This window comes from Microcoleus sp. B13-B6, assembly GCF_036705405.1.
Lineage (GTDB): Bacteria > Cyanobacteriota > Cyanobacteriia > Cyanobacteriales > Microcoleaceae > Microcoleus.
This window is the reverse complement of sequence record NZ_JAUBUJ010000039.1, coordinates 50,733-69,132: the sequence shown is the minus strand read 5'-3', so window position 1 is coordinate 69,132 and position 18,400 is coordinate 50,733. Positions and strand designations below refer to the sequence as shown.

Here is an 18,400-nt window from a genome sequence, read left to right as displayed (position 1 = left end):
AGGCTCTTTCTGCCCATTCTTGTGACTACTTTCCTATGCCTGACCTCATTCCCGAATTTCAGACCTGAATCCTTACGCTTTATGTTCCTTAAAATAAGTTTGACCTGGAAGTAAACAGGAGGATAAAAGCAAATTTTCAAAAGGCATTAACTGTCTCTCAATCTTGAATTTTCAGTAAATTAGCATAAATGCGAGAAACATCATCCGACACTTGACCAAAAGTTTCCCAATTTATTGTACCTTCTTCACTGATAATGTTTTTGGCTGTTCCATCCTCAAACAAATAGACTGAAACTTTTTCTTGAGAAATAAAAGCATCTGTTCGCTCTAAATAAAACATTTCTTTAATGCTATCTGGATCTTCATGCTTAGCTGCTTGCATGAGATTAGCAAGATGGTCAACAATGTAGGGACTGTGGGTTGTAATTAAGACGTGCAATCCAGCATTGACTAACATTGCCAAAAATTCAGCTATCTCTACTTGAGCCGCTGGATGTAAATTCATTTCTGGCTCATCAATTATCAGTAACTCATTTGGTTCAACTAAATAGCGTAAACAGAGAACTAATGGAGCTAATTCTTTTACCATTGAAGAAACAATAGGCATCTCCAACTTGGTACTTTCTTTAGGTTGAAAAAGTAGTTCTTTTCGCAATTCTGATGATGTTTCAAAACCGACCTTTCCTTGTAAAATCTCTTTTTCTAAAAAATCAGCTAACTTCACATATTCCTCTACCAAAGGATTCTTTTTTATTTCCTCTTCTCTGTCTTTTTTTCTAGAACTCCATATAATCATCTCCAACAAACGCTTTACTGGTTCAACCAAAGGCGTTTTTCTGCGTTCAAATTCGGATTTATCTGTTTCTTTTAAAAGTTCTTCGCTTCTAACTTCTCGAAGTTGAAAAGAGCTAAATGGAAAAGTTATAAAAGTAGTCCTTTCAGTAGGGAATATATGTATATAAGCATAAAATGCTTTGTGGAGCATCTGAAAAATTTCCTGAATTACGAATTGCTTAATCGCTTTTTTAGGCAGCTTATTCAAAATTTTCCCGTTTGAATAAAAATACAATATTCCTTCGTCTGATTCTTTCAGGGCATTAAGTAAACCTAAAGAAATTTCACTCTCGACAGAAGCTGATTTTATCCTTTTCAACAACTCTGCTTTTGTTTCTGCTAAATTTAAATCTACTTGCAAGTTATCAAAATCTGCTCGTTCTGTAGCCATAAAAGAGGGCATCCAGTTTCGAGCCAAACGAGCCACATCATTAATATAAATTTCCGCACAGTCATTAGCAAATTTAATCATATCAATTTGTGCATTACCTTCATCAAAAAGTTGCTGAAGTGCGCTATCTATGATTGGATATGTCTGTTGGGTTTTACCGTCAAGATAAGCTTTTAAGTAATTTCCGTATCCCTGCTGTCCGAGGATCGCTGATAAAGTGTATGCAGCCCATGTTTTCCCTTCACCATTACGACCAATAAAAACAGTTAAAGGCTTTAAATCAATTTCTGCTTTTTCAACAACACCTAAGTTTCTAATTTCTAATTTCATTAAAAAATTTCCTGTTGATAAACTATCAGATAGAGAGGAACCTGAAACCGTTAGTTGTATAGATTTTTCATTCCTAAACCCATTATGCCAGGATTGGTGATTCTTGTTCAATATTAACAGCAAGTAGAGCGGCGACGAGCGCCGCATTTCCCAACATCAGCTCTAAGTCCACTGTCGGAAAAATGTATTTTCTTCCCAAGCGGCGGCGGTGCGTTTTTCAAGTGCTGCCATTTCTGTTGTGTTCAGGGGTTTGAATGCTTGGGCGACTTTGAAGTTTTCTTCTAATTGCTTTACTGACTCGGCGGCGATGACGCAGCAGTGCACGCCGGGAAGTGAAAGCGTGTAGCCCATTGCTTGGTGCATTCCATCTAAAACACCGTTCTGAAATAATTTGCCGTAAGCTGGTATTTTCATGGCTATGACGCCGATGTTTTTGGCTTTGGCCACTGGTAAAGCGCTGGTAACAAAGGAGCGCGGATGATGTTTTTCGGCGGCGTTGAGGGAGATTAATGTTGTGTCGAAAGGATAGCGATCCAAGCCTGCGGCAATGATGGCTGGTTCGTGGTGTCCGGTGATGCCGGAAAAACGAATTATTTTTTGCTGTTTGGCTTCTTCGATCGCCTTTATTGCTCCTTTGGCACTGAAAATTTTGTCTAATTCTGTTTGGAATGAGACGTGGTGGAGTTGCCACAAGTCTAGCCGATCGGTTTTCAATCTTTTGAGCGATCGCTCTAAGTCTCTCCACGCCCCGTCTCTGTCTCTGGCGGCGGTTTTTGTGGCTAAGAATAGGCGCGATCGATATGGTGGCAAAACTTTGCCTAAGTTTTCTTCGCTGGGCCCGTAGTCGGCTGCCGTGTCAAAATAGCGAATGCCTAGTTCGATCGCGCGTTCAATTTGCGCCGCTGCTTCTGCTTCTCTTCCCGGCTGCGACAGCGGTGTTTGTCCGGCCCCCCCCAAACCGAAAATCGGCACTTTCACGCCGGTGTTGCCTAACAGTCGTTCTGGCATTTTTACTGTGGCGACCGCCTGGTTATTGGGTGCGGCTGCGATTTCCCCATCCTGCTGTTCGATCGCCTTAGCACCTGCAATGCCGCTGGCAACAGCTATACTGCTCAATATAAAATTGCGGCGAGTCTTTTTGCGGGTCATTGTTTCCGTCTCCTCAGAATATGTGAGAGAAATTAACCGCGTTTGTGTTGGCACAATACATAAATTTTTACGGCAAATCGGATAATTTTCCCCCTCTCCGAGGGAGGAGATGACCGGGGGAAAATTATCTATGTGCCGATCGACTATTGGTCAATTATCCATGCGCGAATCAGTTCGTTTATCTGTTCTGGTACTTCGTCGTGGGGACAGTGACCAGCTTTGATAAAGTGTTCTGTTAACTGCGGATAGTGTTTGCGAAATTTAGCGCTTCTTTCTGTGGAATTCATCCACGGATCGCCTTCTCCCCACAGCATTAGCAATGGGCAGGTTAATTGACTAAGTAATACGTCAATTTTTTCGCCTTGGGGTGTTCGGAATACGGAAGCGAATACTTTGGGGGCACCGGGATCGCAGGAGGGAAGGTAAATTTCTTCTACTAATTGGTCTGTGACGGCGCTTTGGTCGAGATAAACTTTTTCTAGGGTTTTCCGAATTGTCGATCGCTGGCGCACGTACTGGAACAGCAGAAAACTTGCCCAATCTTGCTGAAATAAGGTTTTAGCTACGGCAGATATGGCTTTTTGCAAGGGCGGGGCTTCGGGTGCGGGCTGCGGTTCGCTGAAGGGGCCGGCGCTGTTGATTAATATGAGTCCCGCTGCTGATTCGGGGCGCCCGGCTGCTACACACAAGGCGGCGTAGCCTCCGAGGGAGTTGCCGGCTAGTACGGCGGGCCGGCCGATGATGTTGGTGATAAAATCGTGGAGTTGGTCGCGCCAGAGGTCGCCGCTGTACTGCAATTCTGGTTTTGCCGATCGCCCGAATCCGATCAGGTCGATCGCCCACACTTCAAAGTCTTTGCTCAGGCCGCTGATATTTTTGCGCCAGTGGTCTGTGGAGGCTCCAAAACCGTGAATTAACAGCAGGGGAGGGCGTTCTGGATGCCGATCGCTGGATCGAACGTAGTATACTGAATGCCCCCGCCACTGCCAGTAAGTGCCGGCTATGGGGGCTGCGGTTATGGCTGGGGTTGCTTGCATAATGTAAAGAAATAATTATTTACTATAACTATTGTATCGCGACATTCAGATTTATCTAGTTGGAACAACGCCCCGGAGTTTCGCCAGCAAAGGATAGGTCAATGTGGGCGAGTTGGGCTCTCGCGCTCGCCGGCACTCAGGCTTAATAAGTTTTGTAACGAATATTGATTTTGTGAGGGGCGCAGCAATGGGAGATATGTTGCCCGATCGCATTTGGGAAAATAAATCGGGTTTGGGCTGCAACACACCTAGGTATGATGATTTGGCTGTTTGGCTGCAACATCAAGTTCTGGGCGATGGCGCAAAGCAGCGGCTGCTAGGGTCGAACCTGATGGGCGAGGGTGAAGGGATCGACTTTTTTATAGTTATTTCCGAGCTTTTCAACGTGGGGATCGTTTGTTAGGTAGCTGTTAATGGCTTGGAGGATGCAGCGAGCCGTTTGGTTGCTAGTTGGCAAAAGCCGACCTCAAAAATTTCGCTACTGGAAGAAGTTATAAGTAGAATTACTGATGGTTCTCTGCAGAAGTTTCTCAGAATCGCAGAATATTTTGTGACGTGGTTTGCTGTTCTTAATTGCTTTGATACTCTAAGATAGAAGTAGAGCTGCGCCGCTCAATTAATTAGCATTTTGAATACTAGGGAGCCAACTATGCAGGGTGTGAACTTTATCCACCTGAAAGTTAGGGAGTTTTCTGAGTGATTGCTATTTCACCTCGTCCCGTCGGACGCAATTGGATTACGATTAGCTTCGCTTCTACTCTATACCTTTGTCCTATTTTGGATCTGCTCCTAGCAGAGGTGCCAGATTTCTGGCAAGCAGAATTGCGGTTGGGGCTTCAAGAAGCTTTGGTAAATGCTGCTAAGCATGGAAACAAATTAGATCCCGCTAAAACTGTTGGAGTCCGTTTTTCGATCGTCCAAAACCAATATTGGTGGGTGATATCGGATGAAGGTTCTGGCTTTAAGGCTCCTTGCAGTTGCAACCTTTATACCGATGATTGCGACAGTCTCCTCGCAGAGGATGTTGCAGATAACTCTGGACTACCCCATGTGGAACAGGAATGTGGTAGGGGGTTGTTTATTCTTTACCAAATATTCGATCGGGTAGAGTGGAATTCTGAAGGTACAGAGTTACGGCTGTGCAAAGAACTTGCCAGTCCCTACCGACTGCCTCGCTTGCGCTAGCACCGCTATGAAAGCAGCAGTTTTCACCTCCGCTAGACCGGGAAATTTTTTCGTTCTCGGGCTGAAGCTTGCAGTGAGAAATTGGAGTATCTGGCTATTGATAGCTGATCATAATGCAAAATGTGAGTTTTGAGTTAAAAAAGTATAAATCTTTTGAACTCACAATCGCGCTGCTCGATCTAGCGGCGCGATTGTCTAAATTTTGAGCGACTACTCAAGTCAAAACTCAAGAATCAAAACTCAAAATTATTTGCCGTGGGTGGGACAGGGAGGAGCCGATATCGATCGATCCAGCCATCCTGCTGCTTGGTTTAAGCGCGGGAGAGCTTCTTCGGGCTGTTTTTTGAGCAAAAAGACCAAAGCGGCTGCCGCTTGCTCGCAGGCCCGCGCGGAACGGTTGGCTTTGAGGCGGTGCCAATCTTTTTCGGCGATGGCGAGGCGCGCGGCGAGAGCTTGGGCGAGTTCTACCGTGCTCAGCTCGTTGAGGTTGACAGTTTGGGTTGTTTGTGTAGTTTCAAGCATAATTGGCAATTATACGGATTTGGCTGCCGTTTCTGAATTTAAAAAATATACTGCATATAATAACAACTTAATTGGAAATCGGTTTTTTTTATTATTTTTGTCAGGTTTGCAGATCGAAATGCCTCAACAGCCGTCAGAGTTAAATCCCGAAGAGCAAGAAAGTGAGTTTGTTCAAGCGCTCGCAGCAGTTGAGCGATCGCTCGCAGGAGTCAAAGAACGGTACACTCAAATTCAGGTCGATCGACAGCGCCAAGTAGAACTCGGCCATCGCCGCGAAGAAATCCGCCAGTCGGGGCGCCGAAATCCATTGCCGGAACTCAAAAAAGAATTGCGGGAAATTGAGCAAGAATTGGAAACTATCGAGTTGAATTTAGAAAGCAGCCTGTTTTCTTGGGGAAGCATAAAACAACCTTTTTGGCAAGCAGTTCGCTTTGGGGGGCTTGGCATTTTGATCGGTTGGATTTTGAAATCCTATGCAGGTTGAAGGATGTTGGGAGTTAGAATTTTTGATTTTTTTATTTACCGCAGAGGGCGCAGAGGGCGCAGAGGAAGAGAAAAGAGAGAAATATGGTGCAAAATATTAAATAAACAGGAGTGGATATTATGACAAATCAACGAATAGCAGCGATTTTGCGCGCAGGTGAACCCGACGAAACTGTAACTGTTCAAGGCTGGGTTCGCACTAAGCGCGAATTGAAAGAATTTGCCTTTGTCGAAGTCAACGATGGTTCGGCGATGGCTAACTTGCAAGTAGTCATAAATTCCGATTTGCCAGATTTTGAAAATGTACTGAAACAACTGAATACAGGTGCATCTCTAGAAGTGTCGGGAGTGCTGGTAGCATCTCCGGCAAAAGGACAGCGAATTGAGTTGAAAGCCTCACAAGTAGAAGTTTACGGCGATGCAGACCCGCAAACTTATCCGCTGCAAAAAAAGCGCCATTCCTTTGAATTCTTGCGGACAATCGCGCATTTGCGGCCGCGCACAAACACCCACGGTGCTGTTTTTCGAGTCCGCAATGCTTGTTCGGCGGCGGTACACCAATTTTTTCAAGAACGCGGTTTTTTGTGGGTTCATACTCCGATTATTGCTGCTAGCGACTGCGAAGGTGCGGGGGAAATGTTCGCCGTTACCAACTTTGATTTAAAGAATGTGCCGCGCACTGATTCGCAAGAGGTTGATTATGCTAAAGACTTTTTTGGAAAGCGCGCCTATTTAACAGTTAGCGGCCAGTTGGAAGCGGAAGTTATGGCGATGGCTTTCGGCAATGTTTACACTTTTGGCCCGACTTTCCGAGCGGAAAATTCTAATACTTCGCGGCATTTGGCGGAGTTTTGGATGATTGAACCGGAGATGGCTTTCTGCGATTTGCAGGGAGATATGGATTTGGCTGAGGCGTTTTTAAAGTACATTTTTAAATACGTTTTGGATCGTTGCCCGGAAGATATGGAGTTTTTCAATGAGCGCATTGACAAAACGGTTTTGGCTACTGCTGAAAATATCATTAATAATCAGTTCGAGCGGATTACTTATACCGAGGCGATCGCACTTTTGGAAAAAGCTGACAAAAAGTTTGATTTCCCGGTAAGTTGGGGCTTGGATTTGCAGTCGGAACACGAGCGTTATTTGGCTGAGGACTTGTTTAAAAAGCCGACAATTGTCAGCGATTATCCCGTCGGGATTAAAGCATTTTATATGCGTTTAAATGAGGACGAGAAAACCGTGCGAGCAATGGATGTTTTGGCTCCTAATATTGGGGAAATTATCGGCGGTTCGCAGCGGGAAGAAAGGCTGGATGTGTTGGAGCGGCGTATGGAAGCCCAGGGTATGAATAAGGAGGAATTGTGGTGGTATTTGGATTTGCGCCGCTACGGGACTGTGCCTCACGCTGGGTTTGGTTTGGGATTTGAACGGTTGGTGCAGTTTATGACGGGAATGGGGAATATTCGGGATGTAATTCCGTTTCCGAGAGCGCCTTTGAGTATTGATTTTTAGTTAATTCAGGACTTACGCAAAAAACCCGGTTTCTGAGAAAAATCCTGCACATCTGCGAGAAATATTGACATAGAAACCGGGTTTTGACGGCTCGTGCGTAAGTCCTGAATCGATTACCTGGAAGGTCGCAACTTCTGATTTAAGATTTGTAACGCCTTCACGAATTGAGGATCGGCGGTAGTCCCAATTTTACGATCGCGAAACAGGTCTTGCTGTTGCCTATCAGTCAGTTCTACGACTACATCAGGATTGAGTCCAGTTCGGTTAATATCTCGTCCTGTGGGCGTTAACCATTTTGCGACCGTGACTGCTAAACCTGAGCCATTCTGCAGTCCCCGTACAGACTGAATAGAATTATAACCTTTGGTTCTTGTTCCGACCAAGCTTGCTCGTTTATTTTCCTGCAAGGCTGCCGCCACGATTTCGCTGGCACTAGCAGAATTATCATTGATTAGGATGACTAAAGGTTTCTGGGTGAGTGCGCTATGATTGGCCTGGTTCTGGTCTTGTATTCCATCGCGTTCAATCATACTAAAAATGATGCCTCGATCGAGCCACATCCGAGCGATGTCAATGCTTGCTCTCAACAAGCCACCTGGATTAGAGCGAAGGTCGAACACGTAGCCTTTTACATTCTGTTTCTCCAAAGCTTCGATCGCCGCCTTCATATCCTCCGTAACCTGAGCACTGAAGTGATTTAGCCGAATATAACCAACCCGACCAAACGCAGTTTCCTCAACACGATACCGTACAGGAATATTTTTTGTATTGGCACGTTGAATTCTAAAAGTGAGGGGCTGACCATTACGAAGAATGCCTAGAGTAACATAGGTTCCCAGGTTTCCTTGTAGCAGTGTCAGGACTTCATAAAAAGCCTTCCTTTCGACTGGTTTACCATCAATTGTAGTGATGATATCATGTGGCAAGATTCCGGCTTTATGTGCCGGGGAATTTTCAGTAGGCTGGATAATCGTAACTGCTTGAGTATCCCGGTCATTTATAATTTCAAGTCCGGTTTGGGTAATATTAGCAGTGGTACTCTGCAAACTTTCGTATGCGACTGGATCGTAGAAAGCGGTGAATGGATCGCCCAGTAGCTTCAACATCTCTCGAATTGCTTGATATGCCTCTTCATAGGAACCATAGGACCGATTCACATAGCGTTGACGAATCGCATTCCAGTCCTGCTGATTGAATCTCGCATCAATGTATTGACGCGAGATTATCTGCCAAACTTCGTCCACTAAGGCCTTTGGGCTGTCCTGATCCGTGATAATGGTGGGAGAATTAACTGATTCGGGGGTCGATGGATTTGCGATCGCACCTAGCTGGGTGAATTGATTTGTGAGGAGTGCGATCGTCAACAGTTTCAAAAACCGGGAAGAGATAGGACTTAAACGCATACTGAACACCTGATTAAGAGAGAATAATGAGAGCTGTATCGCAAGTTTTCACTACGAATTTATACCAAATTTGGGTGAAATACTTCCTTTATTTCTTAGTGATCTGTAGGGTGCGTCGCTGTCAGATCAGAAATGAAACTTGCGGATTGTTCCGGGCGACGCACCTTACCATAACGGTTTTATGAATGAAGTGAGGTACAAATTAAATGGGCGACACCCGATCGGTGTTTTCCAATCTAAAATCTCAAATCTCAAATGGTATGAGCTAATGGTTCTTCAAATCCCATCGAGTTCCAAAGCACCAACTGTCACCTGGGAAGCCCTACCAGCCGACTTTGTATTACCGGACGATCCCCTGGACAATATTCAACAACCGCCCCTTGCTGCCGCTCTCACCGATGCTCTGGGAGCCGCGGGACGCATTGGGCCGATCGCCCTAATCGGTTCCAATTTTGGACTGGTAGCGACTGTAAATAAGCAGATTGTAGTCAAAGCACCGGATTGGTTTTACGCGCCGCAAGTGCATCGAGTCGCAGAGGACACCATTCGCCGCAGTTACACGCCGAATCTGGAGGGTGCGCCGGTATCGGTGGTGATGGAGTTTTTGTCTAATAGACTTCTTGCAAAAGTCCTTTCGATCAAATTTTCGGACGGGCTCTCCGGCCCATCCCACAAGAGAAAAAACTTTTTGTGGGACGGGCCGGAGAGCCCGTCCCAGCTATTTTTGCAAGAGGTCTAATGAAGATTACGGCGAACTGTCGGTGCGATCGACTCCTCCCTATGGCAAGCTCTACTTCTACGAGCAGATTTTGCAAGTGCCCACCTATGTTACCTACGACCCCTACGAGCCCAAACTGGAAGTGCGGTATCTGCAAAATGGTGGTTATGCAGCCCAAACCGCTGATGCTGAGGGACGGGTGCGGATTCCAGAGTTGGATTTGTGGCTAGGGATTTGGTCGGGGGAACGGCTGGGGCAAACTATGAATTGGCTGCGCTGGTGGGATGAGGCTGGAAATTTGCTGCTGTGGAGTTCGGAACAGGCCCAACAGGAACGGCTGCGGGCCCAACAGGAACGCCAGCGGGCGGAGGTATTGGCGGCAAAGTTGCGGGAGTTGGGTGTCGATCCCGATCGGCTGGCTTGAAATGTCGCGATGTTCGTTAGTTAGCCGTAGGCTGCGTCGCCATCGAAAATTTACAAACAAGACCGACAATCTCGCAGCGACGCACCACACAATAGTTAGGTGCGTCGCTCAAAAACTTACAAATTCCAGCGAAGTTTCCGCAGCGACGCACCCTACAAAATACTTTCGCTCTGCCTGGGAACGAGTAAATAAATTAAGTCGCTGGGGGAATTGTGATATCAACAGATTGCACTTTTACCGAAGTTCCCAAACTCGATAACGGCGGTTGAATTGCTGCCGTATTTCCCACTACTAATGTTACCAGATTCTCCGGTTTCAAGTAAGTCTTGGCTACGCGCTGCACGTCGGCAACTGTTGCTGCTTCGATGCTGCGGCGGTAGCGAAAAATGAAATCTTCGGGATAACCGTAGTATTCGTAGCGCATTAATCGCGACAAAGTTTGACTGGGATTTTCAAATTTGAAGATGAAAGAATTCAGGGTGGAATCTTTAGCAAAAGCTAATTCTTCCGGGGTAATTGGTTCGGTGCGGATACGATCGATCTCTGCCCGAATTGCCTGGATAAACGGTACTGTGGCATCCGATCGCGTTTGGCCTCCTGCGACAAACACCCCCGGATAGTCAAATTTCGGACTCCAAGCTGCGTATACTGAATAAGCTAAACCTTGGCGCGATCGCACATTATTAAACAAACGACCACCGAAACCGTTCAAAACCCCGTTCATCACGTCCAAAGCACCGTAATCTGGACTGCTGAGCATTCCGCCCAAATGTCCCATTTGCACGTAACTTTGACTTAATTGCGGCTGATTTACCAAAAATATGCCGCCCCCATTTGCTGGCGATACCGTTGGTAGTGCAGGCACTTGTGCACTTTGAGTCGGTTGCCAGTTGCCGAATTTTTGCTCGACGAGCGATCGCATTTTAGCTGTATCAAAGTCGCCAGAAATACCCAAAATCATATTCTTGGGATGGAAATATTTCTGGTAGAAACTCACCAAATCGTCGCGGGAAATATTGGCGAGGGTTTTGTATTCTACAGTGCGCGCGTAAGGACTGCGATCGCCGTAAATTAACTTTTGAAACTCGCGACCGGTAATATCGTCAGGATCGTCATTGCGGCGGGCGATCGCACCTTGAGTTTGGTTCTTCGCTAAATCCAACTTTTCCTTAGCAAATATTGGTTCCCGAATCACTTCTGCAAATAAGTCAAACACGGGTTCCAAATCTTCAGCTAAAGCACTAAAATTAGCGCTGCCCGAACTAACATCAATCCCCGTTTCTACCGAAGCTGCTCGCTGTTCTAGCAACTGATTTAATTCATCAGCCGTATGCCGGCTCGTGCCACCAGTTCGCATCACTTCTCCCGTCAAACCTCCCAGTCCAATTTTATCGGCAGGTTCAAAGCGCTCGCCCGTGCGAAATAGCGCCGTTCCCCCAACTAGCGGGAGTTCCCGGTCTTCCATAAGATACACGCGGATGCCATTTTTCAGCTCGAAGCGAGTGTATTTAGGCAGTTTAATTTCTGGCACCGCCGGGAATGTTAATTCGTCGTAGTGTTTGGGTGCAGCCGCGAAGGAAGGTAACAAATTAAACGTTCCCAGTGAAACAGTAAAAAAGCAAAGGGATAGCAGAAATAACTTTACTTTTTTCAGTCTCAATTTAGTCCTTTTCATTCTTTCTCCAATGTTTCCTAAGTTGACAATTCGAGGCAGAGCCTCTGGATCTGCGTTCCCCGGCTCTGCCCAAGGCGTGACAACTTAACGTTAAACCTACCGTCTCTCTTGTTTGTCGCGAAGTCTAGATCCCCCCTAACCTAGGGCGGGCACGGGGGCACCGCCCCTACGAAGGGGGGGACAAGAGTGTTCTCTTTCGTCCCCCCTTATTAAGGGGGATGCGAGGGGGATCTAGACTCGACTAAAAGCGACATTTATTAGGGGTTTCTGTCTTAAGTTTTCAGGAATGGGCCTAGCCTAGGAACGAGTTTTTCTTCTTTCTGATGAATGCCTCACGCTCGACAATTCATCCGTGTATCCGTGTCAAAATCCGTGTCGTGCCTTCCTTCTTCTTAAAGCGGCAAAAGCTTACCAATCGTGCGGTTTTCCGGGCGGAAAGTGGCCTGAGCGACACGCTGAATGTCAGCGGGAGTAACAGCCGCGATCGCCTCCAATTCCTTGAACAAATTTCGCCACGAACCGGTGTTTACTTGATAGTCTACCAGCGCAAATGCCATGCCCATATTAGAATTGAGCGATCGCAACAAATCGGCTCTCGCCTGAGTTTTCACCCGCTCCAATTCCAAAGCAGAAACCGGCTCTGTTTTCAGGCGCTCAATTTCCTTGCTCAAAGCGGAGGCTACTTCATCAACCGTGCGGCCTGGAGCAGTTTGAGCGTAAAATAACATCAAATTCGGATACTTTTCCCCCGGATAACCGCTGAAACCTTGAGCAGCCAGCGCCAATTGCTGTTGTTCTACCAAAGATTTATAGAGCCGAGAAGTGCGGCCATCGCTGAGCAAAGAACCAATCATTTCATAAATTGCATTGTCGGGATGATTCATCGCCGGTTTGTGGTATCCTTCCAAATACCAAGGTTGAGTTTTTAATTGCAGCGTGACTTCCTTAGTTTGCGTTTGGGGAGGTTCGACAAGTTGCAATTCTGGAGGGGCTGGTTTCGCCTTGTAACGGCCGAAATAAATTTGAGCTAGTCGCTTCACCTCCGAAGCTTTCACGTCTCCTACCACCGCAACAGTCAGCTTGCTGGGGACGTAGTGAGTGTCGAAAAACTTCTGCACGTCGCTGCGGGTGAGGTTTTTAATGTCTTCAGTGTAGCCAATTACGGGGCGGCGGTAGGGATGAGCAGAGAAAGCTTTGTTGGCAAAAACTTCAACCATTTGTCCGATCGGAGAATTCTCGGTTCGCAGCCTGCGCTCTTCTAAAATTACCTGTTTTTCTTTGTAAAATTCCCGAAATACTGGTTCTAGAAATCGCTCGGATTCCAGCGACATCCACATTTCTAACTTGTTAGCTGGAAGGCTGTAAAAATACATTGTGGCGTCGGTAGAAGTGGCGGCATTTAGTCCGACTCCGCCTGCTTGTTCCACTATTTTGCCGAGTTCATTGCGCTTGACAAATTGCGAAGCTTCGGCTTCAAATTTGTCAAATTCTGCTTTTAATTGGGCGACTTCTTCAGTTTTGCCGCTGGCCTTGGCTGCTTGCATTTGCTCGAAGAGTTGGTCTTGTTTTTCTAGCAGCGGCTTTTCGGCTTGGTAGTCGGTAGTGCCGATTTTTGGCGTGCCTTTGAAGGCTAAATGTTCGAGATAGTGAGCGACTCCGGTTTGGCCGTCGGGTTCGTTGGCGCCCCCGACATCGGCGTGAATCAGAAACGATGCTACGGGCGCTCTGGGCCTTTCGAGTACGATGAATTTCATGCCGTTGTCGAGCTTAAATTCGCTGACTTGGCTGATTACTCGATCGAGCGACGGTTGAACAGAGACTGCTTGCGAGCCGCTAGCGGGGTTGGGGCGGGCGAGGGCGATTTCCGGCGAAATTCCCCACCACAGCAGTACAGCGGCTAGCAGGGAGGCAATGAATCGAGTTTGGCGATCGGGCGATTCCCTACGGGATAGCTTCGCTTCACGGGGTTTTTGGAACTGCGGGGTCATTCGATTTTAGATTTTAGATTTTAGATTTTGGATTGTCAAACAAAAAAATGTTTGTGCTCGGTGGCCAGAGATTCTTTTCTCAGGATAAAGATTTTTGGAGGCATAAGCGATCTGTTGCGCCGCAGATGTTAGGCTGATACAGCAAATCTCAAAAAGGGTCATTCGATTTTAGATTTTAGATTTTGGATTTTGGATTGTCAAACAAAAAAATGTTTGCCCTCAATGCCAGAGATTCTTTTTAAAACTTAACATCAATTAGTCCCTCAGTCCAGCTCCCGTAGTTCCAAGTAGCCAATTACCGATTGCAAAGCCATGCGAATTTTTAATCAGTCTCCTCCTTCTGAAACAGAAACCAAGAAGCGGATTTTACAAGCCGCTCAGCGGTTGTTTGCCCGCAGCGGATACGACGGCACCACAACTCGCGATTTAGCAGCGGCGGCGGGGGTGGCAGAGGGTACGCTATTTCGGCATTTTGATAATAAAAAAGCGATTTTGATTGAGGTGGCGACGGAAGGATGGGTGGAGTTGCTGACGGATTTGCTGACAGAATTAAGCGAAATGGGCAGTTACAAAGCAGTGGCTCAGGTGATGCGGCGACGGATGCTGAATATCCGCGAGAATAGCGACATGATGCGGGTGTGTTTTTTGGAGGCGCAATTTCACCCGGATTTGCGCGACAGAATTCAGTTGGAAGTCATCGGAAAAATGAGCGATGTTGCTGAGGCTTTTTTTGAAACAGCGATGGAAAAAGGAGTTTATCGGAAGATGAATCCGAAGATTGTCGCTCAGGTATTTTTGGGAATGTTTGCAGTCGCGGGTTTCAGTCAAAATACGATTATGGAGCCAAATGCTTCTCCGCAGGAAATGCAGGAAATGGCTGAAGGATTAGCCGATATTTTTCTGAATGGGGTTTTGCTGAAAGATGAATAATTAGGGCAACAGGGAAAAGTTGTTATGGGCAAAATTTTGCGCTATTCTCTTCGGCCGCTAACCCAGGAAGACGAGCCTTTTCTGTGGAAAATGCTGTATGAAGCAGCGCACATGGCAGAAGAAGGCGAATCAACGGTGCAAGCGGTTGTCAATCATCCTTTAATTGCGAAATATGTGAAGAATTGGGGACGTGCAAACGATCTGGGCTTCGCAGCGATCGAATTGAACGACAGCCAGCCAGTAGGAGCCGCCTGGCTGCGTTTGTTTACAGAGGATGACAAGGGGTTTGGCTGGGTTGACGATACTATCCCGGAATTGGCGATCGCCGTTCTTCCAGAATATACAAATCAGGGTGTAGGAACGCAGTTGCTGGATCGTTTGCTGTCAGCAGCCAAAGTCTCTTATCGATCGGTATCCCTGAGTGTCAGAAGCTCGAATCGAGCCCTGAGTTTGTACGAGCGATCGGGATTTAAAGTAATTGACGGAAGCGAGAGAATCAACCGCACAGAAGGGACATCATTCACCATGAAAGTGGATTTTGAGTAAGTGAATTATTACTCTATAAATTGGTACATTTGCTGTACCCACTTCTCCCGATTATTCTGCCATTCATCCGTCACTACTTCCCAAGTTGTATTGCTTTCAAGTTCCAGCAAGAGACTTGATACTTCTTCCAGCGTCGATGCTATATGACATTCTTCTACCCAACTTTCACGGATCATTTTCCAGAGACTTTGTACCGCTTCTCGCTGATAATTTGATTCTAATTCAACTAGCAATTTGGCTAGGTGTTTTTCGTCACTTGCTGCTGACACCTCGCTCATCCAACAGTCGCGACGTTCTTTCCATTCTTCCCTCACTGCGTCCCAGTTTAGGTGGGCTTGAAACTCTAACAGTAATTGGTTTAGTTCTACCATATTAAATTTTGTCTTGTTTGCAGTTTGTGCTATAATGGTACAAATTTTATTGATTGAGACTGTTGGTTTTTTATAATGAGCAATTTTGCTGAGGCTTTTTTGGAAACGGCGATGGAAAAACAAGTTTATCCAAAGATGAATCCGAAGATTGTCGCTCAGGTATTTTTGGGAATGTTTGCAGTCGCGCCCTTCAGTCAAAATACGATTATGGAAGCCGAATGCTTTTCGGTAGCAAATGCAGGAAATGGCTGAAGGACTCGCAGATATTTTTCTGAATGGGGTTTGGCAGAAAGATGAAGAATTAGTTATTAGTCATTAGGAAATTATCGAGCCTGAAAACGCATATCTACAGGCTCTGACTCCTCGAAACTACTCGTTAAACTTGTGCAATTGCTGTACCCATTTCTCCCGATTCTGCTGCCATTCATCAGCCATAGCTTCCGAATTTATATTGGTTTCAAGTTCCAGCAATAAACTTGATACTTCTTGAACAATCGATGCTCCCAGACATTCTTCTACCCAAAGGTTGCGACGCTCTTGCCACTGAATATCAACCGATTCTCCCTGCAAGTTTGATTCCCATTCAACTAGCAATTCTGCTAGATATGTCAGGTTAACTGATGCTGCCACACCGCTAACCCAACTTGACCGGCGCTCTTGCCATTCTTTTTTCACTCCTTCCGATTTGAGGTTGCTTTCAAGCTCTAACACTAACTGATTTAGTTCTACCATCTTAAATGTTGGGTTTTTTGTAGTTTGTGCTACAATTTTACCAAAATTTTCACTAAACAGAGTGTTAAGTTTTTTTTAAGATTGCGGGATCAGTGAAACTACAGAATAGATAACTGAATAATGAGCGATAAATTTACTTTAGATATGCTAGACATTCCCAGTGGCTGGCGGCGCGGCGAAGGTGACTGGACAGGAGTGGCGGCGGCTATGGCTAGAGGGGAAACTGTCGAAGTAATTCAAGAAGTTGGTTCTACTTTGTGGCAAAACAGTCTGCCAGAAAAACATTCTTTGTATTGGGATGGGGAAAATATATCAACTATCAAAGCCCGAATTTGGATTAGTTTCACGCAGAGAAGATTTTCGCCGGAATCTGTTTTGCCAAAAGTTCAGTGGCATCCGAGAGTGTTGTGGATAGGGATAGGTTGTGAACGCGGAACAGGGCGAGAATTAATCGAAACAGCAATTCAAAATGTATGTCGCGGTTATCATTTAGCGGAAAGTGCGATCGCAGGTATTGCTACAATAGACACTAAAGCAGGTGAAGTCGGCTTGCTGGAACTTTGTCAAGCGCGAAACTGGCCGTTAAAAACTTTTGCTGCTGACATTTTAAGTTCCGTAGAAGTCCCCAATCCTTCAAATATTGTAGTCAAACAAGTCGGCACGCCCAGCGTAGCAGAAGCCGCGGCACTTTGTGCGATCGAACTAATATCTTGTACCATTCTCAAGAACAGGCAAGATGCCTGTTCCACAATTCTCAACAACAGGCAAGATGCCTGTTCCACAAAGAGTGAATCTGCTTGTGGGGTGGGCATCTTGCCCGCCCAGCAAAGGCTTTTAGTCCCTAAAAAAATATTTCGCAGTCAAAATCCCCCCCCTTTACAAGGGGGGGTTAGGGCGGGTTCTGCTGTAACAGTAGCGGTTGCAGTTTGCCCGATCGAATATCTGGGATAATGTACTACTGAGACAAAGTATTGGCATTCACAAATCGACCAATCAACCCAGAAACGAATGACAACACAATGGAACCCACCAAAGCCGGCCAAAAACCGTTAACCGCAAAGCCGATACTGAACGCACTCGCCAACCACGAAGCCAGGGAAAGCGAAATTGCATTCACAACGAATAAAAACAAACCTAAAGTAATAATGCTCAAAGGCAGCGTCAGCAATGTAATAATCGGTTTGACAACCGCATTCACCAATCCGATAACAACAGCAGCCAGCATCGCCGCCGGAAAGCTAACCACCGCCATACCTGGTACAATGTTAGCGGTAATGATCAGCGAAACTGCGGCTACTATCCAAGTTAAGAAAAAACTTAGCATATCTTTTTTTCCATCTCCATCACTATTAATTCAGATTTTAACTGTTTAGTCGATCGACCAAAGTTCGGGATACACTACGAAATACCCACCTTGCGAGAATATCCGACTTATGAAACTCCGGCAACTAGCTGCATTCCTATTCGCGCTAACTATCTTCATCCTGCCGCAGCCAGCCCAGGCTCAATCTAAATATTACGCTCCTCCGCTGTCCTTTAGCAACGCCGAACTGACAAGACGTGATTTTTCCGGTCAAATGCTGCGGGCTGCTGAGTTTTCTAACGCTAATATGGACTTGACTAATTTTTCTAATGCCGATTTGCGGGGAGCAATTATGAGCGCTTCGGTGATGACTGAGGCGAATTTGCACGGAGCAAATTTAACTAATGCAATGATTGATCAAGTTAAATTTACTAAGGCAGATTTAAGCGATGCAATATTAGCAGAAACAATTTTGCTGCGTTCTACTTTTGATGGAGCTGATATCACCGGCGCTGACTTTACTGATGCAATTATGGACGGCTCACAAATTAAAGAATTGTGTACAAAGGCAACCGGGATTAATTCTCAAACTGGGATTTCTACTCGCGATTCTTTGGGATGCCGCTGATATCATCTCCGCTCAATTACTGATGATTGTTTTTTGGGTGGGGGCGGGTTTTTGAGATTGTTTGTTTGGGGCGATTATGGTTGGTGGAACCCGCCCCTACGAAACCCTATTTTGTAGGGGCGGGTTCCACCAAAAATATCTAACAATTACCAACAATTTATATCAACCCGCCCCCACACCACGAATAATTCACATTAACCTGATATTTGCATTAAATTCCCCAATGTAAATGATGATTG

At 45.9% G+C, this 18,400-nt stretch carries 20 protein-coding genes and 1 pseudogene; 11 read left to right on the top strand and 10 right to left on the bottom strand.

Annotated features, from left to right (window positions below):
• Positions 1–157 precede the first annotated feature (157 nt).
• The 3 genes from QUB35_RS18775 to QUB35_RS18765 all read right to left on the bottom strand — a co-directional run bounded on the left by QUB35_RS18775 (position 158) and on the right by QUB35_RS18765 (position 3,741).
• Positions 158–1,555: an AAA family ATPase gene (locus tag QUB35_RS18775; protein WP_333143289.1), complete on the bottom strand. Its 1,398-nt coding sequence runs from the start codon at positions 1,553–1,555 to the stop codon at positions 158–160.
• 162 nt (positions 1,556–1,717) lie between these two features.
• Positions 1,718–2,704: an aldo/keto reductase gene (locus QUB35_RS18770; RefSeq protein ID WP_333143288.1), complete on the bottom strand. Its 987-nt coding sequence runs from the start codon at positions 2,702–2,704 to the stop codon at positions 1,718–1,720.
• Positions 2,705–2,847: 143 nt separating this feature from the next.
• On the bottom strand, positions 2,848–3,741 hold the full coding sequence (locus QUB35_RS18765; RefSeq protein ID WP_333143287.1) for an alpha/beta fold hydrolase: 894 nt from the start codon (positions 3,739–3,741) through the stop codon (positions 2,848–2,850).
• 103 nt (positions 3,742–3,844) lie between these two features.
• Between QUB35_RS18765 and QUB35_RS18760 the strand changes: the two genes are divergently transcribed.
• Both QUB35_RS18760 and QUB35_RS18755 read left to right on the top strand, forming a co-directional pair.
• Positions 3,845–4,144 carry a hypothetical protein gene (locus QUB35_RS18760; RefSeq protein ID WP_333143286.1) on the top strand — a complete coding sequence of 100 codons (300 nt, stop codon included), beginning with the start codon at positions 3,845–3,847 and terminating at the stop codon, positions 4,142–4,144.
• 293 nt (positions 4,145–4,437) lie between these two features.
• On the top strand, positions 4,438–4,926 hold the full coding sequence (locus QUB35_RS18755; RefSeq protein ID WP_333143285.1) for an anti-sigma regulatory factor: 489 nt from the start codon (positions 4,438–4,440) through the stop codon (positions 4,924–4,926).
• A gap of 246 nt (positions 4,927–5,172) precedes the next feature.
• Here QUB35_RS18755 and QUB35_RS18750 read toward each other — a convergent pair whose 3' ends face one another.
• Positions 5,173–5,448: a DUF6439 family protein gene (locus tag QUB35_RS18750; RefSeq protein WP_333143284.1), complete on the bottom strand. Its 276-nt coding sequence runs from the start codon at positions 5,446–5,448 to the stop codon at positions 5,173–5,175.
• A 118-nt stretch (positions 5,449–5,566) separates the two neighbouring features.
• On the opposite strand from QUB35_RS18750, the gene QUB35_RS18745 reads away from it, so the two are divergent.
• A complete protein-coding gene (locus QUB35_RS18745; RefSeq protein ID WP_333143283.1) occupies positions 5,567–5,932 on the top strand; it encodes a DUF2203 domain-containing protein in 366 nt (121 codons plus the stop codon).
• Between the two features lie 119 nt (positions 5,933–6,051).
• Positions 6,052–7,443: an asparagine--tRNA ligase gene (asnS, locus tag QUB35_RS18740; protein WP_333143282.1), complete on the top strand. Its 1,392-nt coding sequence runs from the start codon at positions 6,052–6,054 to the stop codon at positions 7,441–7,443.
• A gap of 113 nt (positions 7,444–7,556) precedes the next feature.
• On the opposite strand, the gene QUB35_RS18735 is transcribed toward asnS, so the two are convergent.
• Complete coding sequence (locus tag QUB35_RS18735) at positions 7,557–8,846, bottom strand: S41 family peptidase (protein ID WP_333143281.1); 1,290 nt, start codon at positions 8,844–8,846, stop codon at positions 7,557–7,559.
• A 268-nt stretch (positions 8,847–9,114) separates the two neighbouring features.
• On the opposite strand from QUB35_RS18735, the gene QUB35_RS18730 reads away from it, so the two are divergent.
• A complete protein-coding gene (locus QUB35_RS18730; protein WP_333143280.1) occupies positions 9,115–9,585 on the top strand; it encodes a hypothetical protein in 471 nt (156 codons plus the stop codon).
• A 22-nt stretch (positions 9,586–9,607) separates the two neighbouring features.
• Entirely contained in the window at positions 9,608–9,988 is a 381-nt protein-coding gene (locus QUB35_RS18725; RefSeq protein WP_333143279.1) for a hypothetical protein, read from the top strand.
• Between the two features lie 193 nt (positions 9,989–10,181).
• On the opposite strand, the gene QUB35_RS18720 is transcribed toward QUB35_RS18725, so the two are convergent.
• Entirely contained in the window at positions 10,182–11,663 is a 1,482-nt protein-coding gene (locus tag QUB35_RS18720) for a pitrilysin family protein (protein ID WP_333143278.1), read from the bottom strand.
• A gap of 392 nt (positions 11,664–12,055) precedes the next feature.
• Positions 12,056–13,651 (bottom strand): pitrilysin family protein, encoded by a 1,596-nt coding sequence (locus QUB35_RS18715; RefSeq protein ID WP_333143277.1) that lies wholly within the window; start codon positions 13,649–13,651, stop codon positions 12,056–12,058.
• A 312-nt stretch (positions 13,652–13,963) separates the two neighbouring features.
• Between QUB35_RS18715 and QUB35_RS18710 the strand changes: the two genes are divergently transcribed.
• Entirely contained in the window at positions 13,964–14,581 is a 618-nt protein-coding gene (locus tag QUB35_RS18710; protein WP_333083393.1) for a TetR/AcrR family transcriptional regulator, read from the top strand.
• Positions 14,582–14,605: 24 nt separating this feature from the next.
• Positions 14,606–15,127: a GNAT family N-acetyltransferase gene (locus tag QUB35_RS18705; RefSeq protein WP_333143276.1), complete on the top strand. Its 522-nt coding sequence runs from the start codon at positions 14,606–14,608 to the stop codon at positions 15,125–15,127.
• 8 nt (positions 15,128–15,135) lie between these two features.
• Here the strand turns inward: QUB35_RS18705 and QUB35_RS18700 are convergent, their stop codons facing one another.
• On the bottom strand, positions 15,136–15,498 hold the full coding sequence (locus QUB35_RS18700; RefSeq protein ID WP_333143275.1) for a hypothetical protein: 363 nt from the start codon (positions 15,496–15,498) through the stop codon (positions 15,136–15,138).
• Between the two features lie 75 nt (positions 15,499–15,573).
• On the opposite strand from QUB35_RS18700, the pseudogene QUB35_RS18695 reads away from it, so the two are divergent.
• Positions 15,574–15,817: pseudogene (locus tag QUB35_RS18695) on the top strand (TetR/AcrR family transcriptional regulator); the annotation flags it as partial.
• Between the two features lie 50 nt (positions 15,818–15,867).
• Here the strand turns inward: QUB35_RS18695 and QUB35_RS18690 are convergent.
• On the bottom strand, positions 15,868–16,230 hold the full coding sequence (locus QUB35_RS18690) for a hypothetical protein (RefSeq protein ID WP_333143274.1): 363 nt from the start codon (positions 16,228–16,230) through the stop codon (positions 15,868–15,870).
• Positions 16,231–16,350: 120 nt separating this feature from the next.
• Here QUB35_RS18690 and QUB35_RS18685 point away from each other — a divergent pair, with 120 nt between their 5' ends.
• Positions 16,351–17,181, top strand: a complete 831-nt coding sequence (locus tag QUB35_RS18685; protein ID WP_333143273.1) for a cobalamin biosynthesis protein — start codon at positions 16,351–16,353, stop codon at positions 17,179–17,181.
• A 4-nt stretch (positions 17,182–17,185) separates the two neighbouring features.
• Here the strand turns inward: QUB35_RS18685 and QUB35_RS18680 are convergent, their stop codons facing one another.
• Complete coding sequence (locus tag QUB35_RS18680; RefSeq protein ID WP_333143272.1) at positions 17,186–17,554, bottom strand: phage holin family protein; 369 nt, start codon at positions 17,552–17,554, stop codon at positions 17,186–17,188.
• Positions 17,555–17,663: 109 nt separating this feature from the next.
• Between QUB35_RS18680 and QUB35_RS18675 the strand changes: the two genes are divergently transcribed.
• Positions 17,664–18,161, top strand: coding sequence for a pentapeptide repeat-containing protein (locus tag QUB35_RS18675; protein WP_333143271.1), 498 nt, complete (start codon positions 17,664–17,666; stop codon positions 18,159–18,161).
• The last annotated feature ends 239 nt before the right edge of the window (positions 18,162–18,400 follow it).

Bases quoted from the DNA above. Each gene is read 5' to 3' on its own strand.
- QUB35_RS18775 (WP_333143289.1), bottom strand. From the start codon at position 1,555: ATGAAATTAGAAATTAGAAACTTAGGTGTTGTTGAAAAAGCAGAAATT.
- QUB35_RS18770 (WP_333143288.1), bottom strand. From the start codon at position 2,704: ATGACCCGCAAAAAGACTCGCCGCAATTTTATATTGAGCAGTATAGCT.
- QUB35_RS18765 (WP_333143287.1), bottom strand. From the start codon at position 3,741: ATGCAAGCAACCCCAGCCATAACCGCAGCCCCCATAGCCGGCACTTAC.
- QUB35_RS18750 (WP_333143284.1), bottom strand. From the start codon at position 5,448: ATGCTTGAAACTACACAAACAACCCAAACTGTCAACCTCAACGAGCTG.
- QUB35_RS18745 (WP_333143283.1), top strand. From the start codon at position 5,567: ATGCCTCAACAGCCGTCAGAGTTAAATCCCGAAGAGCAAGAAAGTGAG.
- asnS (WP_333143282.1), top strand. From the start codon at position 6,052: ATGACAAATCAACGAATAGCAGCGATTTTGCGCGCAGGTGAACCCGAC.
- QUB35_RS18735 (WP_333143281.1), bottom strand. From the start codon at position 8,846: ATGCGTTTAAGTCCTATCTCTTCCCGGTTTTTGAAACTGTTGACGATC.
- QUB35_RS18730 (WP_333143280.1), top strand. From the start codon at position 9,115: ATGGTTCTTCAAATCCCATCGAGTTCCAAAGCACCAACTGTCACCTGG.
- QUB35_RS18720 (WP_333143278.1), bottom strand. From the start codon at position 11,663: ATGAAAAGGACTAAATTGAGACTGAAAAAAGTAAAGTTATTTCTGCTA.
- QUB35_RS18715 (WP_333143277.1), bottom strand. From the start codon at position 13,651: ATGACCCCGCAGTTCCAAAAACCCCGTGAAGCGAAGCTATCCCGTAGG.
- QUB35_RS18710 (WP_333083393.1), top strand. From the start codon at position 13,964: ATGCGAATTTTTAATCAGTCTCCTCCTTCTGAAACAGAAACCAAGAAG.
- QUB35_RS18705 (WP_333143276.1), top strand. From the start codon at position 14,606: ATGGGCAAAATTTTGCGCTATTCTCTTCGGCCGCTAACCCAGGAAGAC.
- QUB35_RS18700 (WP_333143275.1), bottom strand. From the start codon at position 15,498: ATGGTAGAACTAAACCAATTACTGTTAGAGTTTCAAGCCCACCTAAAC.
- QUB35_RS18690 (WP_333143274.1), bottom strand. From the start codon at position 16,230: ATGGTAGAACTAAATCAGTTAGTGTTAGAGCTTGAAAGCAACCTCAAA.
- QUB35_RS18685 (WP_333143273.1), top strand. From the start codon at position 16,351: ATGAGCGATAAATTTACTTTAGATATGCTAGACATTCCCAGTGGCTGG.
- QUB35_RS18680 (WP_333143272.1), bottom strand. From the start codon at position 17,554: ATGCTAAGTTTTTTCTTAACTTGGATAGTAGCCGCAGTTTCGCTGATC.
- QUB35_RS18675 (WP_333143271.1), top strand. From the start codon at position 17,664: ATGAAACTCCGGCAACTAGCTGCATTCCTATTCGCGCTAACTATCTTC.